Origin of the sequence: Campylobacter concisus (genome assembly GCF_050447505.1) — a bacterium.
GTDB lineage: Bacteria > Campylobacterota > Campylobacteria > Campylobacterales > Campylobacteraceae > Campylobacter_A > Campylobacter_A concisus_BP.
The window spans coordinates 1,033,600-1,057,105 of record NZ_JALMFZ010000001.1 but is presented as its reverse complement, the minus strand read 5'-3'; the positions used below and the strand labels follow the sequence as shown (position 1 = coordinate 1,057,105).

At 39.7% G+C, this 23,506-nt stretch carries 24 protein-coding genes; 11 read left to right on the top strand and 13 right to left on the bottom strand.

Going from position 1 to position 23,506, the window contains the following annotated elements; all coding sequences use genetic code 11:
* Positions 1-204: 204 nt before the first annotated feature.
* Genes MTT09_RS05325 through MTT09_RS05300 form a run of 6 tightly spaced genes read left to right on the top strand, consistent with a single transcriptional unit; the run spans position 205 to position 5,069 of the window.
* The gene (locus MTT09_RS05325; RefSeq protein ID WP_223227319.1) at positions 205-1,479 is read left to right on the top strand and encodes a S41 family peptidase; all 1,275 of its coding nucleotides are present in this window, start codon (positions 205-207) and stop codon (positions 1,477-1,479) included.
* Positions 1,480-1,495: 16 nt separating this feature from the next.
* A complete protein-coding gene (gene purC, locus MTT09_RS05320; protein ID WP_009293856.1) occupies positions 1,496-2,206 on the top strand; it encodes a phosphoribosylaminoimidazolesuccinocarboxamide synthase in 711 nt (236 codons plus the stop codon).
* Between the two features lie 8 nt (positions 2,207-2,214).
* Entirely contained in the window at positions 2,215-2,451 is a 237-nt protein-coding gene (gene purS, locus MTT09_RS05315) for a phosphoribosylformylglycinamidine synthase subunit PurS (protein ID WP_009293857.1), read from the top strand.
* Positions 2,448-3,113, top strand: coding sequence for a phosphoribosylformylglycinamidine synthase I (purQ, locus tag MTT09_RS05310; protein ID WP_429803003.1), 666 nt, complete (start codon positions 2,448-2,450; stop codon positions 3,111-3,113). Before purS ends, purQ begins: the two co-directional genes overlap by 4 nt.
* Positions 3,107-4,414 (top strand): SH3 domain-containing protein, encoded by a 1,308-nt coding sequence (locus MTT09_RS05305; protein ID WP_429803001.1) that lies wholly within the window; start codon positions 3,107-3,109, stop codon positions 4,412-4,414. The genes purQ and MTT09_RS05305 overlap by 7 nt, the downstream gene beginning before the upstream one ends.
* A complete protein-coding gene (locus tag MTT09_RS05300; RefSeq protein ID WP_429802999.1) occupies positions 4,395-5,069 on the top strand; it encodes a lysophospholipid acyltransferase family protein in 675 nt (224 codons plus the stop codon). The genes MTT09_RS05305 and MTT09_RS05300 overlap by 20 nt, the downstream gene beginning before the upstream one ends.
* Before the next feature lie 481 nt (positions 5,070-5,550).
* On the opposite strand, the gene lpxD is transcribed toward MTT09_RS05300, so the two are convergent.
* The 13 genes from lpxD to MTT09_RS05235 all read right to left on the bottom strand — a co-directional run bounded on the left by lpxD (position 5,551) and on the right by MTT09_RS05235 (position 18,575).
* On the bottom strand, positions 5,551-6,504 hold the full coding sequence (gene lpxD / locus MTT09_RS05295) for a UDP-3-O-(3-hydroxymyristoyl)glucosamine N-acyltransferase (protein ID WP_429802997.1): 954 nt from the start codon (positions 6,502-6,504) through the stop codon (positions 5,551-5,553).
* Positions 6,504-6,965: an acetolactate synthase small subunit gene (ilvN, locus tag MTT09_RS05290; RefSeq protein ID WP_223227413.1), complete on the bottom strand. Its 462-nt coding sequence runs from the start codon at positions 6,963-6,965 to the stop codon at positions 6,504-6,506. Before ilvN ends, lpxD begins: the two co-directional genes overlap by 1 nt.
* Positions 6,966-6,967: 2 nt before the next feature.
* On the bottom strand, positions 6,968-8,662 hold the full coding sequence (locus MTT09_RS05285; RefSeq protein WP_429803713.1) for an acetolactate synthase large subunit: 1,695 nt from the start codon (positions 8,660-8,662) through the stop codon (positions 6,968-6,970).
* Positions 8,663-8,831: 169 nt separating this feature from the next.
* Positions 8,832-9,275 (bottom strand): hypothetical protein, encoded by a 444-nt coding sequence (locus MTT09_RS05280; RefSeq protein WP_429802995.1) that lies wholly within the window; start codon positions 9,273-9,275, stop codon positions 8,832-8,834.
* Positions 9,276-9,430: 155 nt separating this feature from the next.
* Positions 9,431-10,438, bottom strand: coding sequence for a tRNA 2-selenouridine(34) synthase MnmH (mnmH, locus tag MTT09_RS05275; protein ID WP_429802993.1), 1,008 nt, complete (start codon positions 10,436-10,438; stop codon positions 9,431-9,433).
* Entirely contained in the window at positions 10,425-10,910 is a 486-nt protein-coding gene (locus MTT09_RS05270; protein WP_002942290.1) for an HIT family protein, read from the bottom strand. The genes mnmH and MTT09_RS05270 overlap by 14 nt, the downstream gene beginning before the upstream one ends.
* The gene (trpC, locus tag MTT09_RS05265) at positions 10,910-11,695 is read right to left on the bottom strand and encodes an indole-3-glycerol phosphate synthase TrpC (protein ID WP_429802991.1); all 786 of its coding nucleotides are present in this window, start codon (positions 11,693-11,695) and stop codon (positions 10,910-10,912) included. Before trpC ends, MTT09_RS05270 begins: the two co-directional genes overlap by 1 nt.
* Positions 11,692-12,954, bottom strand: a complete 1,263-nt coding sequence (locus MTT09_RS05260; RefSeq protein ID WP_103615472.1) for a tetratricopeptide repeat protein — start codon at positions 12,952-12,954, stop codon at positions 11,692-11,694. The genes trpC and MTT09_RS05260 overlap by 4 nt, the downstream gene beginning before the upstream one ends.
* Positions 12,933-13,298 carry a YkgJ family cysteine cluster protein gene (locus tag MTT09_RS05255; protein WP_103571887.1) on the bottom strand — a complete coding sequence of 122 codons (366 nt, stop codon included), beginning with the start codon at positions 13,296-13,298 and terminating at the stop codon, positions 12,933-12,935. Before MTT09_RS05255 ends, MTT09_RS05260 begins: the two co-directional genes overlap by 22 nt.
* The gene (locus MTT09_RS05250) at positions 13,295-14,002 is read right to left on the bottom strand and encodes a tRNA1(Val) (adenine(37)-N6)-methyltransferase (protein WP_429802989.1); all 708 of its coding nucleotides are present in this window, start codon (positions 14,000-14,002) and stop codon (positions 13,295-13,297) included. The genes MTT09_RS05255 and MTT09_RS05250 overlap by 4 nt, the downstream gene beginning before the upstream one ends.
* Positions 13,999-16,251 (bottom strand): hypothetical protein, encoded by a 2,253-nt coding sequence (locus MTT09_RS05245; protein WP_429802987.1) that lies wholly within the window; start codon positions 16,249-16,251, stop codon positions 13,999-14,001. Before MTT09_RS05245 ends, MTT09_RS05250 begins: the two co-directional genes overlap by 4 nt.
* Positions 16,248-17,210, bottom strand: a complete 963-nt coding sequence (locus tag MTT09_RS05240; RefSeq protein WP_012001668.1) for an NAD(P)/FAD-dependent oxidoreductase — start codon at positions 17,208-17,210, stop codon at positions 16,248-16,250. The genes MTT09_RS05245 and MTT09_RS05240 overlap by 4 nt, the downstream gene beginning before the upstream one ends.
* A gap of 24 nt (positions 17,211-17,234) precedes the next feature.
* Positions 17,235-18,575, bottom strand: coding sequence for a class II 3-deoxy-7-phosphoheptulonate synthase (locus MTT09_RS05235; RefSeq protein WP_429802985.1), 1,341 nt, complete (start codon positions 18,573-18,575; stop codon positions 17,235-17,237).
* A 204-nt stretch (positions 18,576-18,779) separates the two neighbouring features.
* Between MTT09_RS05235 and rarD (MTT09_RS05230) the strand changes: the two genes are divergently transcribed.
* The 5 genes from rarD (MTT09_RS05230) to MTT09_RS05210 are packed head-to-tail and all read left to right on the top strand — an operon-like array spanning position 18,780 to position 23,504.
* On the top strand, positions 18,780-19,607 hold the full coding sequence (rarD, locus tag MTT09_RS05230) for an EamA family transporter RarD (RefSeq protein ID WP_429802983.1): 828 nt from the start codon (positions 18,780-18,782) through the stop codon (positions 19,605-19,607).
* Positions 19,591-20,478 carry an EamA family transporter RarD gene (gene rarD, locus MTT09_RS05225; protein ID WP_429803712.1) on the top strand — a complete coding sequence of 296 codons (888 nt, stop codon included), beginning with the start codon at positions 19,591-19,593 and terminating at the stop codon, positions 20,476-20,478. The genes rarD (MTT09_RS05230) and rarD (MTT09_RS05225) overlap by 17 nt, the downstream gene beginning before the upstream one ends.
* Positions 20,471-20,923 carry a hypothetical protein gene (locus MTT09_RS05220; RefSeq protein WP_429802981.1) on the top strand — a complete coding sequence of 151 codons (453 nt, stop codon included), beginning with the start codon at positions 20,471-20,473 and terminating at the stop codon, positions 20,921-20,923. The genes rarD (MTT09_RS05225) and MTT09_RS05220 overlap by 8 nt, the downstream gene beginning before the upstream one ends.
* Before the next feature lie 39 nt (positions 20,924-20,962).
* On the top strand, positions 20,963-22,342 hold the full coding sequence (locus MTT09_RS05215) for an McrB family protein (protein ID WP_429802979.1): 1,380 nt from the start codon (positions 20,963-20,965) through the stop codon (positions 22,340-22,342).
* On the top strand, positions 22,314-23,504 hold the full coding sequence (locus MTT09_RS05210) for an McrC family protein (protein WP_429802977.1): 1,191 nt from the start codon (positions 22,314-22,316) through the stop codon (positions 23,502-23,504). The genes MTT09_RS05215 and MTT09_RS05210 overlap by 29 nt, the downstream gene beginning before the upstream one ends.
* The last annotated feature ends 2 nt before the right edge of the window (positions 23,505-23,506 follow it).

Below are 23,506 nucleotides of genomic sequence, written 5' to 3'. Positions count from 1 at the left end.
CTGATATTGTCAAGTATTTTTATAACCTTTGTCACTCTTTTTATTTAATTGCTAAAATTTGCTGTTATAAATTTGTGTTAAAAATAGACAAAAGCTAAAAATATAAGGTTAAATTTATGCTTTTTTTAGCCAAATGTTAATAAAATTGAGCCAAAAAATATAGGAGATATTTTGAACAAATTTACTAGATCTTTTGCGCTAAAAATAACAGGCGCCCTACTCATCTCAAGCGTAGCAGTAAATGCACTTTTCGCTAAAACTGAAGATGAGGCGAGTGCGAAACTTGAAGCACTTTCAAAACTTACAAAAACCATTTCAACTGTTGAAAAATACTACGTTGATGACATTAAATTTAAAGAGATAATCGACAAAGCCATCGCTGGTTTGATGCAAAATTTGGACGCTCACTCGAGCTTTTTAAATGAAAAAGCATATAAAGATATGCAGGTGCAAACAAGCGGCGAATTTGGCGGGCTTGGCATAACAGTTGGCATGAAAGATAGCGCACTAACAGTTATCTCGCCTATCGAGGACACTCCAGCTGATAAAGCAGGCATAAAAGCAGGCGATATCATTTTAAGGATCGATGGCAACTCAACTATCGGAACAACGATAGATGAAGCTGTAAATAAGATGCGCGGCAAGCCAAAAACTCCGATAACAATTACGATTTTGCGAAAAGGCGAGCAAAAGCCATTTGACGTAAAGATCATAAGGGATCTTATAAAGGTTGAGTCTGTCTATGCAAAAATGATAGAAAATGAAAACATCCTTTATATACGCGTCACAAATTTTGACAAAAACGTTGTCACAAAGGTAAAAGATGCGATCAAAGAGCATCCAAAAGCAAATGGCATCATACTTGATCTTAGAAACAACCCTGGCGGTCTTTTAAATCAAGCTGTTGATCTAGTGGATCTTTTCGTAGATAATGGCATCATCGTATCTCAAAAAGGTCGTGAAGCATCTGAAAATGTAGAGTATAAAGCAAGCGCTAGCAAAACCTTATCAAAACTCCCACTTGTTGTCCTTGTAAATGGCGGAAGTGCAAGCGCTAGCGAGATCGTCAGTGGCTCACTGCAAGATCATAAGCGTGCGGTGATAATCGGCGAAAATACATTTGGTAAAGGCAGCGTTCAGGTGATCTTACCAATAGATGATACAGAAGCGCTAAGACTAACCATTGCAAGATACTATTTACCAAGTGGCAGAACTATCCAAGCTGTTGGCGTAACGCCTGATGTAGTCGTGCATCCTGGCAAAGTGCCGCAAAGCGATGATAGTGCATTTAGCATCAAAGAGAGCGAGCTAAAAGCACACCTCAAAAGCGAGCTAAACAAGATAAATCCAACAAGCGAGGGCAATAAAACTGAAGCAAAAGATGATAAAAATATAATCACACAGAAAAAAGTCGATGAAGACATTCAGTTAAAAACAGCGATTGATACGATTAAAATTTTAAAGATAAAACAACAATAATCTAAAGGAGAACAACATGCAAAAAAGAGAGCTTATCTACGAGGGAAAAGGCAAGAAAATGTACGCCACAGACGATCCAAATCTACTTGTGGCTGAATTTAAAGACGATTTAACAGCATTTGACGCTCAAAAAAGAGGCAACGAAGCTGGCAAAGGCGCACTAAACAACAAAATCTCTACTCAGCTTTTTAAACTACTAGAGAGCAAAGGTATCGTTACTGACCTAGTTGAGACAATAAGCGACACTGAGCAAGTGGTCAAAAAATGTGAGATCATACCTCTTGAAGTTGTTGTGAGAAATATCGCAACTGGCTCACTTAGCAAAAGGCTTGGCATAAAAGAAGGCACAGTTCTGCCTTTTACACTTGTTGAGTTCTACTACAAAAACGACGATTTGCACGATCCACTAGTTACCGACGAGCACTGCATCATCATGGGTCTAGTAAAGAGCGAAAAAGATCTTCAAACATTAAGACACACAGCAAGAGAGATCAACTCTATCTTATTTAAATTCTTTGCAGAGAGAAATTTAAAACTAGTTGATTTCAAAGTCGAATTTGGTATCGACAAAGATGGCAACATCATCTTAGCTGACGAGATAAGCCCTGATAGTTGCAGATTTTGGGATGCGACAACAAACGAAAAACTTGACAAAGATAGATTTAGACAAGACCTTGGTAGCGTAAAAGTAGCTTACGAAGAAGTTTTAAGAAGAATTCTTTCTTAAGGACAAAGATGAAAGCTGTCGTAAATATAGCATTAAGAAGCGGGGTCCTTGACCCTGCTGGTAAGGCAGTGGAACACGCGCTAAATTCACTTGGATTTAGCGGTGTTTCAAATGTCAGGATAGGCAAACAAATCGTTTTAGACATCGACGAGAGCGATAAAAACAAAGCAAAAGAGCAGCTAAAAGTGATGTGTGAAGAGCTTCTAGCAAACACCGTCATCGAAGACTACGAGATCGTGCTATGAAAGTAGCCATCATACTTTTTCCTGGCACAAACTGCGAAGAAGACACAGCTCACGCCTTTAAACTACTTGGCAGCCAAACGCAGATCATCTGGCACAAAGAGGATAAGATCGATGCTGATCTAGTCGTTTTGCCTGGTGGTTTTAGCTATGGCGACTATCTAAGGACAGCTGCGATAGCTAAATTTAGCCCAGCTATGCAGGCTGTAAAAGAGCATGCGAAAAAAGGTGGCTACATATTGGGAATTTGCAATGGCTTTCAGATGCTTCTAGAGCTTGGACTTTTAAAAGGTGCGATGAGAAGAAATGAAAATTTAAATTTCGTCTCAAAATACCACCATCTAAAAGTGATCTCAAATAACAATAAATTCCTAGCAAATTTAGCCAAAAACGAAGTGGTAAATATCCCTATCGCTCATGGCGAGGGCAACTACTACACCGACGAAGATACGCTAAAAAGCCTATATGATAACGAGCAAGTCCTGCTAAAGTACTGCGACAGCCACGGCAAAGAGATAAATCCAAATGGCTCAGTTGATAGCATAGCTGGGATTTGCGATGAGAGCAAAAAGGTCTTTGGTCTTATGCCTCACCCAGAGCGCGCTTGCGAGAAAATTTTAGGCACAGATGATGGCATGAAGATGTTAAAAGGGCTAGTTTGGTAAAACGAACACTTTTTATCGCCCTACTCGCGCTAAATTTATTTGCCGCAAACACTGATGAAGTCAGCGTTTTTGACATGATGGATGAGGCAAGAGAGGATAAATTTGTAAATAGCCCAAGTTCAAAGCCACAAACAAAGACTCCAAGTGAAGAAGAAATATCAAGAAAGCTCGTATCTCCACGCTCTATCGCCCCACAGCCAGAGCGTATCACTCCAGAGCAGATGCGAAATATCGTGCCGACAAACGAACCAGACATCAGCGTCCCTGATAATCAAGTCTATGACAAGATAAAAATAAAAGACCTCCTTTTAAAAGCGACAAATATCCCTAAAAATGTCGTAGTAGGAGAAATTTTTAGCATTGAGATCGTGGCTGATACGCAAAGTGACCTTGAGTTTGAGTTTGAGACACAGCTTGATGAGACAAATATCAAATGGCTAAATAAGAAGAATTTTCAATGGGTAAAAGGCGATGAAAACAAATACATCGGCACTTTCTACCTTGAAGCAACGAGCATTGACGCAAAGACTTTACGAGTTAGCTTGGATCTAAAAAGAAATGGTGAGAACTATCAAAACTCAAACATAAACATCTTTTTACCAAAGCTAAAAGAGCTTAGAAGTGACGAAAACTACAACCACATCGTCGCTGATAACCTTGAGGTAAAGAAATTTAAAACGACTAAATTTGATGATATAAACAACATCATGGTCGTTGAAATTTACGGCAACAATATCGATCTAAGCGCCTTTAATATCGAAAATAAAACGATCCTAAAGCAAGGCGTAGATACGATAAATGGCGACTTTAACTCGCAAAGTGCATATTATTTTGCAGTATTTAAGCCAAACAAAAAGACGCTTGACTTTAACTACTACAACCTAAAAAAAGCTAAATTTGAGAGCTTTTCACTGCCTGTGAGCGTCGAAGAGGACGAGGTTAGCACGCAAATCGGTCTAAATCCAAAACAAAGCGAATTTAGCACCTACAAAGATATCACGATCTACTCTTTGGTCGCTATCTTTATCTTGCTAGCGATCTGGCGTAGAAAGCTAAGCTACTTCTTTGTGGCAGCTATTTTTATCGCACTTGGAATTTACACTTACAATCCTTTTGGCAAAGCAGTGCTTAAGCCAGATGTGAGCGTCACTATCCTGCCAACTAAAAATTCAACCGTTTTCTATACATCTCGTAAAAACGAAAATGTTGAAATTTTAGACACAAAAGATGACTACTCAAAAATTTTATTTGCAGACGGTAAAATAGGCTGGGTAAGAAAGGGTGATCTTGTCAAAAATTAGAGCTTTTTTCTTTTCTATTGAATTTGTGATAAGCGTCGTTCTTGTCGTATTTTTTATGTGGCTCTTTAACTCTAAAAATAGAGCCATAAGAAAATTTTGGGGCAGATCGCAGAGATTTTTTGGCGGATATAAGCTTGAAGTGATCGGTAAATTTAGCGACGAAGCAAATATCTTGCTGATAAATCACCAAAGCATGCTTGATATCATCGCACTTGAAGAGATCCATCCTAAAAATATATGCTGGATCGCAAAGGCGCAGATAGGCAAGATCCCGATCATCGGTAAAATTTTAAGCCTTCCAAAGATGATAGCAGTCGAGCGAGAAAATAAGCATTCACTGATAAAGCTTTTAAGCGAAGCAAAAGACAGAGTAGAAAATGGACGTGTTTTAGCGATATTTCCAGAAGGCACAAGGTCACAAACTAAAGAGCTCTTGCCATTTAAAGGTGGCGCAAAACTGCTAGTTGAAAAGCTAAATTTAAAGGTTCAGCCTATCGTAATCGTCGGAAGCGATGCGATGAAAGTGAAAGAATTTAGCTTTAAAAAAGCTGACATCAAGCTCTTTTGTCTTGATCTAGTCGATACCTCAAAACAAAACTGGCTAGAGGCGACTAGGGAGAGCATGCAAAAAGTCCTAGACGAAAATAGAAAATAAATTTATCTTTGTAAATTTATTTTCTAGATTTCACATTTTAAGCAACCGCCATAAAGAGTTAAAATTAATAAGCGATAAAACAAGTGTTGGTGTGATATTACCTTATAAATTTAGGCAAATCACCTTAGTAAAAGGAATTTTATCCACCAGCGTTTTGCTAATATCTTTTAGAAGTTTTTATATATCAAAGCATGTATCCAAATTTGCTTTTTACCTCCACGAGCAAACAAGCTTTAGTAGATGGGCTGCTCTATACATCATTAAATATAAAAATAACTACATCTTATAACATTTGCTCATATTAGTTCAGCCATTTCATTATGAGCATTAAATTTTATTTAAGCCTAATGCTTAAATTAGATCTCTTGCTGGCTATTTTTATTAGCCATAAATGTGGTTTATGATTGCGGTAATAATAAAACAATAGAAAAATTTAAATTATAAAGATATGACAACTATTTGGCGGAGAGCTCCGCCAAATTTAGTTTTTCTTAAAAAATCTCAATATCTTTGCTTGTAGTTTAAACTGCTCTGAAAGCTCCATTATAGGATATGCTCCAGCGTATTTTTTGCTGCCAGGTAGGTCTTTGCTAACGCCGCCGCGTGCTGCGATCTGTGCGAAGTCACCCACTTTTACATGGCCAGCTGAGCCGCTTTGTCCGCCCATTACGACGTTTCTGCCAAGCACTGTTGAGCCAGCAAGTCCAGTTTGTGAGACGATGAGGCAGCCATTTCCAAGCTCGCAGTTGTGGCCTATTTGAACGAGATTGTCTATCTTTGTGTAGTTTGCGATCATCGTGCTTTCAAAGACGCCGCGATCTATCGTCGTGCAAGCTCCGATCTCGACAAAATCGCCCAAAACAACGTTGCCATTGTGATAAATTTTCACATGCTCACCAGTTTTTGTATGCGCATAGCCAAAGCCGTCGCTGCCTATAACGCAGTTTGCCAGTAGGTGACACTCATTGCCGATGACGCAGTCATTGTAGATGACGACATTTGGATGGATGATGCAATTTTTGCCGATAGTTACGTTATCACCCAAAAAAGCTCCAGCCATCACTATCGTATTTTCACCAACGCTCACGTTTGAGCCGATATAGACATTTGGCATTATAGTGGCGCTCTGGGCGATGTTTGAAGGTTTTGGCTCGCAAAAAAGCGGCTTAGCGTAAATTTTGCTAAGGATAGCAAATGCAAGATGCGGATTGTCGCACACAAGCGCTACCATGCCAGCTGGCACTAAGTCCAAAAGCGATTTTGTCACCAAGATAGCTCCAGCGTTTGAGGTGCTTATAAATTTGGCATTTTTCTCGCCGTCGCAATATGTTAGCTCAGCTTTATTTGCATTTTTTAAAGAATTTAGAGCAAAAATTTCAAGATCTTCTCCGCTAAAAGTGGCGTCTACTTTTAAGGCTATTTCGCTTAGTTTCATCATATATCCATTATCACAGATCCGCCGCGCACGACATCAACTGGGTTAAATTTCTTTATCGATTTTAAAAAGCTCTCTACCCTGCTCGCATCGTCAGCCACCATGACGACGATGTAGTTTTCATTTGTGTTTGTGACGATGCCATTATATGTCTTTAGTATCGCCTCAAGGCCGGCGAAATTTTCGCCAAGCGGGATTTTCACGAGCGCCATCTCTTTTTCGACAAATTCGCCACTTTCTATGACTTTATATGTTGGGATAAGCTTGTGAAGCTGCTTTACGATCTGCTCTAAAACCCTCTCGTCGCCGCTTGTGACGATGCTTAGCCTTGAGAAGTTGCTCTCAGGTATCGGAGCAACTGTGAGCGTGTCGATGTTGTAGCCCCTGCCCGCAAAAAGCCCAGAAATTCTAGCCAAAACGCCATGTTCATTTAAAACTATAACCGAAATCGTTCTTCTGATACTCATTTTTCTTCCTTGCTCTTTAATATCATATTATAAATCGCAGCCCCAGCTGGAACCATAGGAAGCACGTCCTCAAAGCGGTCGATCCTCACGTCGATAAGAGCTGATTTTTTACTCTTGATCGCCTCTTTTAAAGCCTTTTTAAACTCATCTTTACTCTTGCAAACAAAGCCAACGCCGCCAAATCCCTCAGCGATCTTTACAAAATCGGGCTGCAAGCTAAGATCAGTCGATGAGTAGCGCTTTTCATAGAAAAATGTCTGCCACTGGCGCACCATGCCTAAGAAGTTGTTGTTTAAGATAATGTTTATGACAGGGACATTTGTCTCATAAGCAGTCATTAGCTCTTGGATGTTCATAAGTATCGAGCCATCGCCTGTAAAATTTACAACCAAATGCTCAGGCTTGGCGCACTTTGCGCCGATCGCTGCAGGGAGACCATATCCCATCGTGCCAAGGCCGCCACTTGTGACAAGCTGTCTTGGGCGGTTAAATGGATAAAACTGCGCTACCCACATCTGGTGCTGACCAACGTCCGTTGCGATGATAGCCTCAGGACCAACTATCTTTGCAGTCTCTTCAACTACCCATTGAGGTTTTAAGACCTTGTCACTATCTGTGTAGCCAAGTGGGTTTAGCTTTTGATATCTATCTAAAATTTCTCTCCAAGGCGCATAGTTTTTAGGCTCACCTTTCACCTCTTCGTAAAGCTCGCTTAGCACGTTTGTCAGGTCGCCAACTATCGGATAGTGCGCGTTTATGATCTTTGAGATAGAGCTTGGATCGATGTCGATATGAATGATCTTAGCATGCTTGGCAAACTCGTCAGTTTTGCCTGTGACCCTATCGCAAAATCTAGCGCCAAGCGATATGAGAAGGTCGCACTCGCTAAGAGCCATATTTGAAGCGTAGCTGCCGTGCATGCCTGCCATGCCTAAATTTAGCTCATCTTTTGCATCAAGCACGCCAAGAGCCATAAGCGTCTCGACCGCTGGGATGCCAGTTTTTTTCATAAATTTACGTATGATCTCGCTTGCATTTGATGCGACTGCACCGCCACCGATGTAAAGAAGTGGTCTTTTTGCTTCATTTATCGCAGCTGCAGCTTTTTTGATCTGCTTAGAGTTGCCTTTATGTGTCGGTTTGTAGCTTGGGATAGAAATTTCTTTTGGATAGACAAAGTCGCCAAGCCTTGAAGTGACGTTTTTTGGGATATCGATATGAACTGGTCCTGGGCGGCCTGATCTAGCGATATAAAACGCCTCTTTTATAATGCGAGGTAGCTCCTCGACGCTATTAACCAAGAAGTTATGTTTGACACAGGGGCGTGAAATGCCGACTGCATCGATCTCTTGAAAGGCATCTGTGCCGATCATAAAGGTTGGTACTTGACCGCTTATAAGCACAACTGGGATGCTGTCGCTGTAGGCTGTGGCAAGGCCTGTGACTGCGTTTGTAAAGCCAGGGCCGCTCGTCACAAAAGCCACGCCAACTTTACCGCTAACCCTAGCGTATCCGTCCGCTGCGTGAACGGCTGCTTGCTCGTGGCGAACCAAGACGTGCTTAAAATAAGTTTGCTTATATGTCTCGTCGTAGATATTTAAAGCTGCACCGCCAGGATAGCCAAAAACTATCTCAACGCCCTCTTCGTGCAAGGCTTCGCTTATCATCTGTGAACCAGAAATTTGTTTTATCATCACTTTAGCCTTTTGATAAATTTATCGCAAATTATATCCCAAAGCATTTTAAATCCATTTTAACTTTTTGGCGAAATTTGGGCGTTATCTTAAATTTTTTGAAAAAAATTTGAGCTAGAAAAGTAAAGAATACAAAATATTTTACATATATTTATACATATTATTTTTAGTATTTTGATAAATTTGGCAAATTTAGAGCAAAATTTAAAAAAAGTGGAGGGGCGACAGCCAACCAAGCCAACCAAGCCAACCAAGCCAACCAAGCCAACCAAGCCAACCAAGCCAACCAAGCCAACCAAGCCAACCAAGCCAACCAAGCCAACCAAGCCAACCAAGCCAACCAAGCCAACCAAGCCAACCAAGCCAACCAAGCCAAGCCAACCAAGCCAACCAAGCCAACCAAGCCAACCAAGCCAACCAAGCCAACCAAGCCAACCAAGCCAACCAAGCCAACCAAGCCAACCAAGCCAACCAAGCCAACCAAGCCAACCAAGCCAACCAAGCCAACCAAGCCAACCAAGCCAACCAAGCCAACCAAGCCAACCAAGCCAACCAAGCCAACCAAGCCAACCAAGCCAACCAAGCCAACCAAGCCAACCAAGCCAACCAAGAAAAACAGATAAATTTAACTAAAAATTTTATGCTGTGATATAAAAATGGTCTTAAACTAAGCCATTTTTAAGCGCAAAAAACGATCTATTTTAAATTTAAAAACAAATTTAAATTTAGAGGTGAAATTTAGCTCAAATAAAGCGCCAAAAGGATTTAAAATTTAGCCTCAGCTCTTATCAAATTTAGCTTTTTTACAGCCTCTTCGAAGTCGTCAGAGCTTATAAAAACATCAATATTTTCATTTTTCTTATAGACCTTGTCGTAGTATTTTGTGAGTAAAATTTCAGCCACTTTGGTGATGTCGTTTTCGTTAAATTTAGCCACCGCCTCATCTCTGGCCTCTTTGTCGATAAAGGGCGAAATTTTCTTTATACACTCATCAAAAAAGGCTTTATCCACGCTTCTATAGTCGCTTGTGATGCAAGAAATTCTATTTTCTAAACTTGCGCTAACCTCGACACAGATGCCGCTGCGCATCGCCTCATAAAGGCTTTTTGGAAGTGTTAGCGAGCCGATCCTTCTGCTCTCGCCCTCGATGAAGCAAATTTGATCTTTTAGCGTGATGAGCTTTTCAAAGAGCGCATCTTCAAAGCTTTTTTGGCTAGGCTGTGCGCCGTTTATCGCGCCAAAGACTGAGCCTAAATGATTTGCCATCGCTTCAAGGTCGATTGACGGCGAGAGTGCCCTTATTAGCTTACTTTTATAGCAGCCAGTGTTGCCAAAAAGAGTGATAAATTTCGTGCTTAAAGGACGCTCTAAAAACTCCAAAACGTGATTTCTATAAGCCTTATAGCCGCCATTTAGTCTATAAATTCTATATCCTATCATGCTTAGCACATAGGCAACCGAGCTTGATCTAAGTCCGCCCTTTGCGCAGTATATCCCAACTGCTGAGCCAACCTTAGCCCTTTTATAGACCTCATCGATGATACTTTGTAAATTTTTGCAGATGTATTTTGCTCCAAGGCTCTTGGCTAGGGCCCTGTCACTTTTGTAGATCGTGCCTACCTCTTTGTGCTCAGCGTCATCAAGCGCGTATAAATTTAGAGCATCTTTTATATGCGAGTAGGCATACTCGTGCGGCGATCTAGCGTCTATCAGGACTTCAAACTCGCCTCTTTTTTTAAGCCACTGCTCTATATCAAGCTCAAATAACGCCACTAAAAGCCTTTTTTAGCTTTTGATAAAGCGGATGAAACGGAGTGCCATTTACCCTGACATCGGCGATCGTTGTGATGAAATTTGTATCCCCGCTCCACCTTGGCACAAGGTGATAATGCACATGCTCAGCTATGCCAGCGCCTGCTGCCTTGCCTAAATTCATACCGATATTTACGCCTTGCGCGTGAAGCTCGCGCTTTAAAATTTCAACCCCAAGCCTTACAAATTTACTCATCTCAAACCACGTCTGTTCGTCAAGCTCCTCGATCTTGTCGGTGTGGTGATTTGGTATGATCATAAAGTGCCCTGGCGAATATGGATATAAATTCATGATCCCAAAGCAGTGCTTGGCACGAAAAAGCACGCCATTTTTCTCGTCGTCCTCTTTTGAATTTATGACCTCGCAAAAGACACAACTATCTTTTTTTGCGCTGAAATACTCGCTTCTCCAAGGGGCACAAAGGTGCTGCATCACTCGCCCTCCTTTATCTTTTTAACGGCATTTTTTATATCATCTTGCCTCATGAAATGCTCTCCTATCAAGAAGGCATCAACTCCGATCTTGTTTAGCTCGCGAAGCTGCTCATGCTCGTAAAGACCGCTTTCAGCGACTATTATCTTGCCGTTTGGCAAAAGCGACACGAGCTTCTCGCAAAGGCTCATATCCATCGTAAAATCATCTAAATTTCTATGATTTATCCCTATTATATTTGCTCCTGCAAAGACCGCCTTTTTCACATCGCTCGCGTCATGGGTCTCTACTAAGACCTCAAGCCCCAAGTGGTGCGCGTATTCAAGTAGCTCTTTTAGCTCGCCTTGAGTTAGCGCCTTGGCGATGAGCAGAATAAAGTCCGCTCCATAAACAAGTGCTTCTAAAATTTGATACTTGTCAACGATAAAGTCTTTTCTAAGGATCGGCCTTGAAGCGTAGCGGCGAACCTGCGTGATGTACTCGATGTTACCCTTAAACCAGTGAGGCTCTGTTAGGATACTAAAAGCATTTGCGTACTGCTCGTACTCCTGAGCGATCTTGATCGGCTCGAAGTCCTCTCTTATCACGCCCTTGCTTGGGCTTGCTTTTTTTATCTCGGCTATGATCTTTATAGGCTCGCTCTCACTTGCTCTAAGTGCGCCCAAAACGTCTCTTGGCACGTATGGGTTGTATGCGAGCGAGCGGCCCAGCCACTCCTGCGGATAGTCTGCTTTTCGCTTTTTTAGATCCTCTTTTGTCTTTTTTATGATCTCATCAAGTATCATTTTTTAAGCCTTTTATTTAAATTTATTATGCAGCGCTCGATTAGATGCAAGTGCTCTTTTGCCTCTTTTGAAGTCCTAAAATCAACATCTTTCATCGCGTGCATCATTATGCCCTTTGCCTTTTTGCACTCGCCAAGCTTGAAGTAGCCCCACGCTAGCGAGTCCTCGTAGTAAGGCGAGTCAGGCGAGATCTCAAGTGCTTTTTGCACCATCTCCACGCCCTTTCTAGGGTCTATCTCGTGATCAATGAGCAAGTAGCCGTAGTAGTTAAAAAACATATCGTTATTAAGCTTTGGCACGCTAGCTTCAAATTTATCTAAGATATCAGTGATCTTCTTTTCATCCAGGCTATCTTTGTTCATCTCATACTCGTAGATGGCGGCCTTTGCTAAGAAATTTAGATCCCTGCTGTCGTTATAAATTTTAACCGCCAAAACGTATGCATCGCCAAAATTTCCAGTCGCAGCGTAAAGATCCATCAGCGTGGCGTCGTTGTAGCCATATTTTTTCAAAATTTCAATAGCCGCTTTGTAATTTTTAGCATAGACAAAATACTGCACGATCTTGTCAAGATAAGAGGTGTCGTGAGTGATGTCGTATATCTCTTCAAAAAGCTCGATCACCTTTGGGAAATTTCTTTGCTGAGAGTAAATTTCGGCCAAAAGCTCGCATGTCTTTTGAGTGCAGCCCTGCTCCTCGCGGAATTTCTCGAGGTATTTTGTCGCATCATTTACATTATCCATGCGGTTTAAAAGTATATCAACGATGCGGAGTAAATTCTCCTCTTCAGGCTTTAGCGAGTATGCCTCTTCAAAGTATTTTAGCGCCGTTACCGTATCATTTTGCATCATACAAATAGTGCCAAGCATGAGCAAATTTTGAGCGTTTGGCTCTTTTGTGGCAAGCTCTTGCATCAGCTCTTTTGCCTCGTTTAGCTTAGAGAGATTGACTAAATTTGCGACCTTGATCCTAATAAAATCGCTATCATCTTTTAAGCTCTTCTCGCCCTCAGCCATGAGGCTATCTAAATTTTCATTTTTTGTAGCAAAGGCTAGCTTGATCGCCTCTTTTAGATAGGTTTTTTGATTTGTCTCTTTAAAAAGCCCTAGATAGGTCTGGATGCTAGCATTTACATCGCCACTATCTTGCGAGATGAGAGCTTGCATTAGGCGTAAATTTACACTTTTGTTATCATCTGCAAGCAGATGTGTGCTAAAAAATACGCTTATAAAAATTATTAAAATTTTACGCCAATGCATTCTGCTCTTAGCTCCTTTAAATTTTTTTTAAAATAATCCCAAAACGGAAATGTCCTGCACTGCTTAGGTCTTAGCTCATAAACCGAGCAGTTTTTATTTTTCTCATCAAAAAATATGCAAGCAAAACCGTCATCATAAGGCTTTTCTTTGATGCTTCGCCTTACGCCCACTTTTATTAGAAATTTGCTCTCAAACTCATCTTTTGGCATATCAAAAGCGGCACAAAATTTTAAAATTTCACCCTCATCTATCCAGATGTAGCCGCTCTCGCCAGTGCAGCATTTGCCTCCGCAACTCTCGCAAAAGCTAGGATCAAACTCATAGCTAAAACCATCAGCTCTCACGCTATCTCCTTGTAAGAGATGCTGCTTGTATCTGCTTTTTTAAAGATCTCGCTTGCCTCTTTCGTGTGCGAGCCATCTTCGCTCATCACAAGAGGAGGCAGGACTTTTAGCTTTGAGTTTGAGTTGTTTCGCACTTCAAGCAAAGCCAAATTTGCTGGCTTATCCTTTTTAGTATGGACAAATTTTAAGCTCACCAAATTTAGCTTATACTCTTTTAAGCAAGCCGCTATCTCGCTAAGATCATCTGGCGCATAGCAAAAAAACGCCCTTTTATGTGGCTTTAAATTTACGCTTATGCCTCTTATAAAATCCTTTAAATTTAGCGAGCTTGCATATCTGCTAACTTTTATGTGCTCATTTTGGCTTTTTGTAACACCGTCATGATAAAAGGGCGGATTTGAGATGATTAGATCAAATTTCTCACTATCTTTAAAATTTGCAAAATCAGCCGTTATAGCTCTAGCCTCTAGGCAGTTGCTCTTTGCGTTAAAGCTAGAAATTTCGCTATTTAGCTCCAAAATATCAAGCATGCTTAGATCTATCTTTTTAAAGTCACGCTTAAGCAAAAGTCCAAGTATCCCGCACCCTGCTCCAACATCCAAAACTCTGCCAGAAATTTCGCCTACGCCAGAGCAGATAAAATCATAAAGAACAAGCGTATCGCTGTTGTAGCGATAGCCATTTTCAAGCTGGGCTAAGATCATCTATAAACCTTGATGATAAAGCCGCGCGTCACATCTTTTACGATCACTTCGGAGCTAAAGCTGATCCTTGCAAAGTCGCCAAATTCCTCTTTGATAAGCTCAGCAGCTGCCTTTGCACGCTCCTTGCCAACGCCGTAATTTACGTAGTTGTTTAGCTTGCCAAGGTCATCTTTTTTGATATTTTGAGCGACATTTGATGGGATGACAAAATTTTTCTTATCCACGATCGGGATGATCTCATACATATAGTTTGAGTTAAATCTCTGCAAAAACTCACTCACTCTGTTTTTGCACATTATGCTCACTTTGTCCTTTGCGTCCATATCGTCGCACTCGATGCTAGAGATGAGGACGAGCTTTGTTGGAGTTTCAGGCTTTGTCGTAGCTTGTAAGATATTTTTTAAATTTACATTTTCATTTTCAAGCTCGTCTTGCCTGTTTAAATTTTGCTCTATATCTTTTTGAAGCTCGATGATCTGAGCATTTACAGCTCCGCCTTTATGACCGCTCGAGCTTAGCTCGTTTATCTTTGAGTTTAGCCGCTCGATCGTCTTGTTGCTCTCATTTAGCTTTTGCTTTGCATTTTCTAGTTCATTTTGCAAGCTTAGTAAATTTTTGCCGCCACTTTTGTTGTTATCAGTTAAAAATGTTGAGGTATCTACTATCTTTTTTTGTAGCATATTTATCTGCTGGCGCAAAATTTCGTAGTTTTGCATGTCGATCTTTAGCGTTCTTTTTTGAGCTTCAAGCTCGGTTTGCTTAGAAAAGAGCATTTGGCTAGTTTGTGTGACGTTGTTTTCTAGCTCTTTTATCTTTTCATCTTTTGAGCTTAGCTTTAAATTTAGGCTCTTTAGCTCATTTTCGTTTGAACTAAGCTTTTGGCTCTGCAAAGAGATCGTTTGGTTTTGATCAAAAAGTGTCTTTAAAAATTTAGCCATCTTTGCCTCATATAGCTTTAGCTCATCTTGCGCCTTTTTAAGGCTCTCTTCGCTTAAATTTAGCTTTTTACTTAGCTCATTTATGCTCGCATTTGACTCTAAATTTTGCTTATCAAGCTTTTTGTTTGCCACGCTTGCTCGCTCAAGCTCTTTTTTGAGTGAATTTATATTTTCATTTGCCAGCTTGTTCTCTTGCTCACTCTTTAAACTCTTTTGCTTTAGATCGTCAAAACTCTTATGAAGTGCCGCTAACGAGGCATTTAGCTCCACATTTTTGCCGCTATAGTTTTCAACCGCTAGATCTTTTGAGTTTAAATTTTTCTTTATCTCATCAAGCTCGTAAACGCTATCTTTTAGAGCAGTTTTGCTTGCCTCTAGCGCCTCTTCTAGGTCGATGATCTTATTTGTCTTTTTAGAAAGCTCATCTTCCATAACGCTTTTTTGCGTCTCAAAGCCGTCATTTAGCGCATTTATCTCTTTTTCGTAGCTAAATTTTTGAGTGTCGGCGTCATTTTTAACTCGCTCGATCTCCTCTTTTAAAAGCAAAATTTCTTTTTTCTCGCTTCTATCTTTTTCGTTTTGAGCTTTTTCATACTCTTTTATAAGAGCCTCTTTTTGCGCAAGTGTCGCATTTAGCTCGTTATTTTGCTCTTTTAAAGCGGTGTAGTTTGCCTCAAAACTCTCTTTAAATTTATTAAAGCTGGCCTTGGCATCTTTAAGCTTGCTCTCATCGTCACTTCTAGCGTCATTTATCGCATTTTCAAGGTCGATTATCTTTTTCTCGTAAGCTTTTGAACTCTCTATCATATCAGCTTGCGCTTCATTTAGGCGCTTTGTCAAAGCTTGGATATTTTCAAAGTGTTGCGCCTCAAGCTCGCCAAGAGCCTTTTGATTTTTTTCAACTATCTCGTTTTTTTCATTTTCGATATTTCTTTTCATCTCTGAAATTTTGCTTATGAAGTCTAAATTTTTCTCGCTCATATCGACATTATCAGCGGCTAAAATTTCATTTTTTTTGCTTAGCTCGCGCACTTGTTCTTGAAGCTCTTTTACATTGTTTGATAAATTTAGATCCTTATCATCAACAAAATTTTGCATGTAGCTTTTTGGCGTGATGTAGCCGCCATACTCGTAAAGATCATCTTTGCTTACATATCTTTGCTTCTCTTCTTCAGGGAGATCATCAAAATTTATAGAATAAATCGTTTGATTAGTATCTTTTGGCGCCTCGTCCTCTTTTTGAAATTTCAAAAACGAGAGGCAAAAGCCAGCTATCAGACAAACAATAGCTAGTGCGATTTTATTTATCAAGCTTGTGCCTTGCCTTTTAAGATATCTTTGATAACGCTATGAGCGTGATTTAGTCCGACTACTATCGAGCCACCATTTTTTAAAACGATGTCGCCTCCCACGTATAGTCCTGGCACGCTACTTTGGTAATTGCTATCAACTATCGGAGTGCCTTTTTCATCAGTTTTTATCTGGCATTTTTGTAAAAAATCAACCGGACTTGAGCCACCGATCGCATAAACAACCCTATCATAGACACGGATCTTGCCATTTTCATAATGCACTCTTACCTTGCCTGATTCATTATCGATCTCGGTTATATCGTGATTTAGCCTTACTTTTATTTTATTATGCTTCTCAAGCTCCCAAAGTGCGCTTAAATTTGTCTCATTTACACGGCTAAATTTATCTTTTCTGTAAGCGATCGTAGTTTTGTTATACTGACAAAGCTCGATAGCATACTCAACTGCAGAGTTGCCACCGCCCACAACTAGCACTTTTTCGCCGTTTGTGCAGTTATCAAGGTTAAAATTTACAACTGAATTTAGTGATGGCGGGATCTTATAGTCAGGCTTGTTTGGTCGTCCCATTTTGCCGATCGAGACCATCACGTTTTTGGCTTCATAGACAGCTTTTGAGGTAGTTACTTTAAAAATTTCTCCCTCTTTTTTTACGCTTTCAACCTCAGAGTTAAAAAACGCCTCGATATTCTCAGAGTCAAGTAGCTTGTCAAAATAATCAAGCGTGCTCTCTTTTGTGCCATCTTCGAACGAAACTAGCCCATGTATCGTGCTATCTTGCCCTTTATACTCTTTATCCACGCGTTTATTGTCTTTATAAAATTTTCTGATCGTTTGGCTGTGGTTATCGCCTTTTTCAAGGAGCAAAACATTACTTAAGCCATTTCTTTTAGCCTCTACTACGCTAGCTATGCCACAAGGTCCGCCGCCAACTACTATTAGGTCATAAACATTTGTCATATTTTTCTCCAAATTTTATAAATTTCAAGCTTTTTTAACTAGATCAGCCATCAAAAATGCAAGCTCAAGCGCCTGATCAGCGTTTAGTCTTGGATCGCACTGCGTCTCGTATCTCTCTTTTAGCGAGCTTTCAGTGATGTTTAGCGCGCCGCCAGTGCACTCAGTCACATCTTTGCCAGTCATCTCAAGATGCACACCACCTGCCCTTGTGCCCTCAGCTTTGTGAATTTCAAAAAAGCTTCTAACCTCGCTTAAGACCTTGTCAAATTCACGAGTTTTGTAGTTATTTGAAGTCTTGACGGTGTTGCCGTGCATCGGGTCTATGCTATAAACGATATTTAGCCCCTCACGTTTTAGCTCTCTTAAAATTTTAGGTAAATTTTCGCCGATCTTATCAGCACCCATTCTGATTATCACATTTAGTCTGCCAGCTTCATTCTCTGGGTTTAGCTTATTTGCAAGAGCAATGACGTCTTCTGCTTTCGCACTTGGTCCGATCTTAACGCCGATAGGATTTTTCACGCCACTTAAAAAATGCACGTGAGCGTCGTTTATACCGCGTGTTCTCTCGCCTATCCAAAGCATATGAGCCGAGCAGTCGTACCACTCGCCACTAAGGCTATCAACCCTAGTTAGCGCCTCTTCATAAGGCAAAAGTAGCGCTTCGTGAGATGTATAGACTGCGGTTTGATTTATCGCTGGCGTATTTGCTGAAGTGATACCGCAAGCTGCCATGAAAGATAGAGTTTTAGTTAGATCATCGGCTAGTTTTGCGTACTGCTCGCTGATCTCTGGCTTTTTAACAAAGCCTAAATTCCACTTATGCACTTGATGAAGGTCAGCCAAACCGCCCCTTGAAAAGGCTCTAAGTAGGTTCATCGTCGATGCGCTTTGATAGTAGGCCTCTATCATGCGTTTTGGGTCAGGGATTCTTGCCTGCTCGTCAAATTCAAAGCCATTTATGATGTCGCCTCTATAGCTTGATAATTTAACGCCATTTACCTCTTCGTAATCACTACTTCTAGGCTTTGCAAACTGCCCTGCCACGCGGCCTACTTTGACCACCGGACAGCCACCACCAAAGGTTAAAACTATCGCCATTTGAAGCAAGACCTTAAACATATCTCTGATGTTGTTTGCGTTAAAATTTGTAAAGCTCTCAGCGCAGTCGCCACCTTGAAGCAAAAATGCCTCGCCATTGCAAACTTTTGCAAGCTCATCTTTAAGGCTTCTAGCCTCTCCGGCAAATACCAAAGGTGGAAGTGTTTTTAGCTTTTCTTCGATCTCTTTTAGCTCTTGTAAATTTGGATAAGTTGGTTGTTGCAAGATGTTAAATTCTCTCCAGCTATCTCTGTTCCAAGTCATTCATTTTCCCTATCTTTTTACCTTAATATGGCGCAGATTATATCACGCAAAACTTAAAAAATAAAAGCCATTAATGGGTTATTAAAGATATTTTGCATACAATCGCTACTTTAAATTTACCCAGAAAAAGAGAAGATTTTTTTCATGATAAAAGGCATTTTTTATTCGCTTTTGGCATCAGTTTTATTTAACTGCATTTACTACATGTCAGTGCTCATGAACCCCATCAGCACACAAGCTCTTATTGGATACCGCATGATCTTTGCCATGCCTTTTGTCATCGCCGCCATTTTTTTGTTAAAACAGCAGCGAAATTTCAAATTTTTACTTCTAAAAATAAAGCTAAAACCTAAAATTTTACTAGTTTTGCTTGCTACCTCGCTCATCGTCTCATTTCAGATGTGGCTCTATCTCTGGGCACCAAGCAACGGTGCAGCGCTAAAAGTTTCTATTGGCTACCTCATCATGCCAATAGTCATGGTCCTTTTTGGACGGATATTTTTCAAAGAGCACCTCTCAAAAACAAAGATGGCGTCGATATTTTTTGCAGCCCTTGGCGTCTTTAGCACAGCAGTCATTAGTGGTGGCATCTCGTGGGAGAGCGCTGTAGTTTTTTGCCTTTATCCAGTCTATTTTGCCATTAGAAAGTACTACAACCTTGCAAATTTCTCAAGCTTTGTTATAGAGATAATTTTTATGTTTTTATTCTCATTTTATTTTGCGCTCACAGCCGATATGAACTACGTGATGAGCCAAAATCCAAACATCTACTATCTGCTCATCTTGCTTGGTGCTATAAGCGGCATAGCCCTCATCGCCCAGATCCTCTCAAGCACGCTAGTGCCGATAAATGTACTAGGTTTGCTTACATATTTTGAGCCTATAATGATGCTTTTTGTCTCATTTGCCATCGGCGAGAGACTGGAGAAAAGCTCATACTTTTTGATGATCTGCCTAGCCATCTCGGTCACACTTTTGATGATAGATAGTATAAATTCTATAAAAGGCGACAAAAATACCAAGACTAAATGAGAGCCAAAAAGGCGTTATTCTCGCGCTTAGCGCCTTTTTTATGTGGGGCTTTTTAGCGGTTTATTTCAACCTCTTTAGCAAAGAGGTGGACGCTTATGAAATTTTAGCCCACAGGATCATCTGGTCGTTTTTTCTAATGGCTGCAGTCATATATCTTAGCGGCAAAATGAATGAAATTTTGACATTGCTTAAAGACATAGGCTCGCTCAAAGCGCTATTTTTAAGCGGCACGCTCATTAGCATAAACTGGGGCGTCTACGTCTATGCTGTCGGCAACGGTAAAATTTTAGATACCAGCATCGGCTACTTTATCAATCCTTTGATAAACATGCTACTTGGCGTCATCGTCTTTAAAGAGCGCCTTGGCAAAAGTGGCGTCGTGGCCGTTTGTATCGTCATGGTCGCTGTTTTTGTACAAATTTATTTTCAAGGCGGCCTACCGCTAGTCTCTATCATCTTGCCGCTATCCTTTGGACTTTACGGCGTCGTTAGAAAAAAGGCAAAGATCAGCGCATTTAACGGACTTTTTATAGAAACACTCTTTATTTTTCCGTTTGCCTTTGGCTACATTTTGTGGCTGGTTTTTCACTCGCAAAGCCACTTTGGACTAAACAAAGACTCGGTTTTAATGATCACTTCAAGCCTCGTAACCATCGTGCCATTAGTCGCTTTTAACGCAGCTGCCACAAGGATAAATTTAACCACTATCGGCTACTTGCAATACATCTCGCCGACCATAGCGATCCTTTGCGCGGTCTTTATCTTTAACGAAACCTTAGACGTCTATAAGATCGTCTCGTTTTGCCTCATCTGGCTGGCACTCGCCATCATCAGCATAAACAAAATCACAAAAAGGAATAAAAATGAATAGCATCACGATCTACCTGCTCTTAGCGTTTTTTGCGGCGCTTATTTTATACTTTCAGGTGCAAAAACTCACCAAAAAGCTTGACGAAGAAGGGGCGGTACCTGCCTATCAAAAAGCTGCGCAAGAGGTTTTGGAAAATTTAAACAACGCTGAAAAATACCCTAAATTTTGCAATATCATACAAAAAAAGATAAATGCTTTAAGACAAGATATACTCTTTGAAGATGCGCTAAATGAGGCTAATGATAAAGACAAGGCGCTTGATAAGCTCGAGCAGACAAGAGATAAGCTAGAGGCGCTTTTAAAACAAGAAAATGCAAACTGGGAGAGCGAACTTGTTGAAATTTTAGACGAGATCGATGGCTTTGTAAAGGCAAATTTAAAAAACGGCGAAGATAGAGCCGAAGAGCTAAGGGACGAACTAAAAAAAGACTTTGATGGGTTGTGAAAGCGACTTTGCTAAATTTTGAAAATTAAAGGAGTAAGTGTGTTTGAGGATATAGACTATGACGGTTTTAAAGACTACTGCGATAATAATAAATATATGAAGAATAGCTCTGTTAAAGCCTATCATTCTTATTTAAAAAACTTCGTTAGTTTTTTAGAAGATAATAAAATTTATTCATTTTCTGATTATAGTAATACAAATACAACATATTTAGAAAAAGAATTTATAAAAACAGGCAAAAATGAACAAACTTTTGATAAATATATGCGTGCAGCAAATTATTACATGGATTTTGAAAATAGCAAAGGAATAACAATGCCAACAACAGACAACAAACAAGGAAAAAGCAAAACAGATTTATCACTTAATCAAATTTTATACGGCCCTCCAGGAACCGGAAAGACATACACCACAGTGACAAAAGCTATCGAGATAATAGAAGAAAGAAAAGTTGATATAAGCGAAAACAGAAATGATCTAAAAAAGAAATTTGATGGATATATACGAAGTGGACAAATAAAATTTATAACATTTCACCAAAGCTATGGATATGAGGAATTTGTTGAGGGTATAAAGCCAGTATTTGATGACGAAAACGAAGATGGCGATATAACTTATGAGATATCAAAAGGCATTTTTTATCAGTGCTGCGAAAATGCCTTGCTTCTTAGTGATTACAAAGGCAAACTTAGGGATTTTTGCGATTTGCCAAAAGATGAGCGACAAAAGTTTTTTAATGAAAACACACCAAAATATGCCATCTTTATCGACGAGATCAACCGCGGAAATATCTCTAAAATTTTTGGTGAGCTCATAACTCTTATAGAGCCGTCAAAAAGGCTAGGTGCAGATGATGAGATAATAGTCGAGCTGCCATACTCAAAAGAAAAATTTGGAGTGCCGTCAAATTTATACATAATAGGCACGATGAATACGGCGGATCGCAGCATAGCTCTTATGGATACGGCACTTAGAAGAAGGTTTGAGTTTGTAGAGATGATGCCAGAGTATAGTGACCTAAAAAAAGTCGCTGATATAGATATCGGAAAAATGCTAAAAACGATAAACGAGCGCATAGAGTATCTTTACGACAGAGATCACACGATAGGGCATGCTTATTTTATAAATGTGTCAGACTTAAAAACGCTTGCAAATGTCTTTAAAAACAAAATTTTACCGCTACTACAAGAGTATTTTTACGACGACTGGGAGAAGATAAGGCTGGTTTTAGGTGAGAGTCAATTTATCAAAGAAAAGAAGTCAGCAAATGCTTTATTTAAAAGCAACACGGACTATATAAACGATAAAATTTTATACGAAATAGACAAAGATGCTTTTTATAACGAGCAAAACTATCTAAAAATTTACAATTCAACAAGTAGCCAAGTAGATGAAGCAAAGTCAGATAACGATAACTGAGTTTGAGCGTATATATAAGCACGATATAGACAAAAAAGACTTTGGCGATATAGAAAATTTTATCCTTAAAAATAGCGATGAAAATGCGCCTTTTTTAAGGATAGCAAGCGGGGTTGGCGGGAAATTTATACAAGCTAGAAACTATGTCGGGGTTTTGCAAACAAAAAGTGGTTTAACGATAGAAATTTTGCCAAAAATAGCAGACAAAAACGATGCCGAAAGATCGAAAGCAGTTTTTATAAAAATGCTAAGAACGCTAAAAAATTTCCCATTTAAAAGCTCAAATTTAGCCAGTTTAAAAACACAAAATTTACCGCTTTTGGAAATTTTTATCTCTATGTTTTTGTGCGAGCTTGAAGCTCTTGTAAAAAAGGGGATAAAAAGCGACTATGTGGCGCTAGAAGAGAACCTAAATTTCCTAAAAGGGAAGCTTAATATAAACGAGCAGATAAAAAGAAATAGCATCCACAAAGAGCGGTTTTACGTAGGATACAGCAAATTTTTAAGCGACATAAAGATAAATCAAATCATAAAAACAACGCTTAAATTTCTATACAAAAAGTCAAATTCTAGTAAAAATCAGCAAAAAATACGCGAGTTTTTGTTTATATTTGATGAGGTTTCGGAGTGTGAGGATTATAAAAATTTCTTTGCAAAGCTTGTTATAAACCGCCAAGTAAAGCACTATGAGCAAACTCTTTTATGGTGTAAGATCTTTTTGCTTAGCAATTCTTTTACACCATACAAGGGCGATGATCTAGCCTTTGCCTTGTTATTTGATATGAATGCGCTTTTTGAAAGCTATGTTGGAGATTTTATAAAGAAAAGCTTTCCAGGCACTATATTACAGCACTCAGAAAAACATCTCGTAGAAGAGCCAAAAAGTTTTAAACTAAGGCCTGATATATTTTTAGAAAGCAAATTTATAGCTGACACAAAATGGAAGATCATAAAGTCAAAAGATGATATCTCACAAGCCGACCTATATCAACTCTACGCCTACGGCAAAAAACACGAGTGTGACAAGCTTTACCTAATATATCCAAAGATAGAGGATATAAAACAAGAGTTTATGAAGTTTGGATACGACGATGAAATGTGGCTTGAAATTTTATATTTTGATCTTGAAAAAGACGAAAATAACGCAAATTTGCTAGCCTAACT

Coding starts and splice junctions, on each gene's coding strand:
- purC (WP_009293856.1), top strand. CDS start 1,496: ATGCAAAAAAGAGAGCTTATCTACGAGGGAAAAGGCAAGAAAATGTAC.
- purS (WP_009293857.1), top strand. CDS start 2,215: ATGAAAGCTGTCGTAAATATAGCATTAAGAAGCGGGGTCCTTGACCCT.
- purQ (WP_429803003.1), top strand. CDS start 2,448: ATGAAAGTAGCCATCATACTTTTTCCTGGCACAAACTGCGAAGAAGAC.
- lpxD (WP_429802997.1), bottom strand. CDS start 6,504: ATGAAACTAAGCGAAATAGCCTTAAAAGTAGACGCCACTTTTAGCGGA.
- MTT09_RS05270 (WP_002942290.1), bottom strand. CDS start 10,910: ATGCAGCACCTTTGTGCCCCTTGGAGAAGCGAGTATTTCAGCGCAAAA.
- trpC (WP_429802991.1), bottom strand. CDS start 11,695: ATGATACTTGATGAGATCATAAAAAAGACAAAAGAGGATCTAAAAAAG.
- MTT09_RS05260 (WP_103615472.1), bottom strand. CDS start 12,954: ATGCATTGGCGTAAAATTTTAATAATTTTTATAAGCGTATTTTTTAGC.
- MTT09_RS05250 (WP_429802989.1), bottom strand. CDS start 14,002: ATGATCTTAGCCCAGCTTGAAAATGGCTATCGCTACAACAGCGATACG.
- MTT09_RS05240 (WP_012001668.1), bottom strand. CDS start 17,210: ATGACAAATGTTTATGACCTAATAGTAGTTGGCGGCGGACCTTGTGGC.
- MTT09_RS05235 (WP_429802985.1), bottom strand. CDS start 18,575: ATGACTTGGAACAGAGATAGCTGGAGAGAATTTAACATCTTGCAACAA.
- rarD (WP_429802983.1), top strand. CDS start 18,780: ATGTCAGTGCTCATGAACCCCATCAGCACACAAGCTCTTATTGGATAC.
- MTT09_RS05220 (WP_429802981.1), top strand. CDS start 20,471: ATGAATAGCATCACGATCTACCTGCTCTTAGCGTTTTTTGCGGCGCTT.
- MTT09_RS05210 (WP_429802977.1), top strand. CDS start 22,314: ATGAAGCAAAGTCAGATAACGATAACTGAGTTTGAGCGTATATATAAG.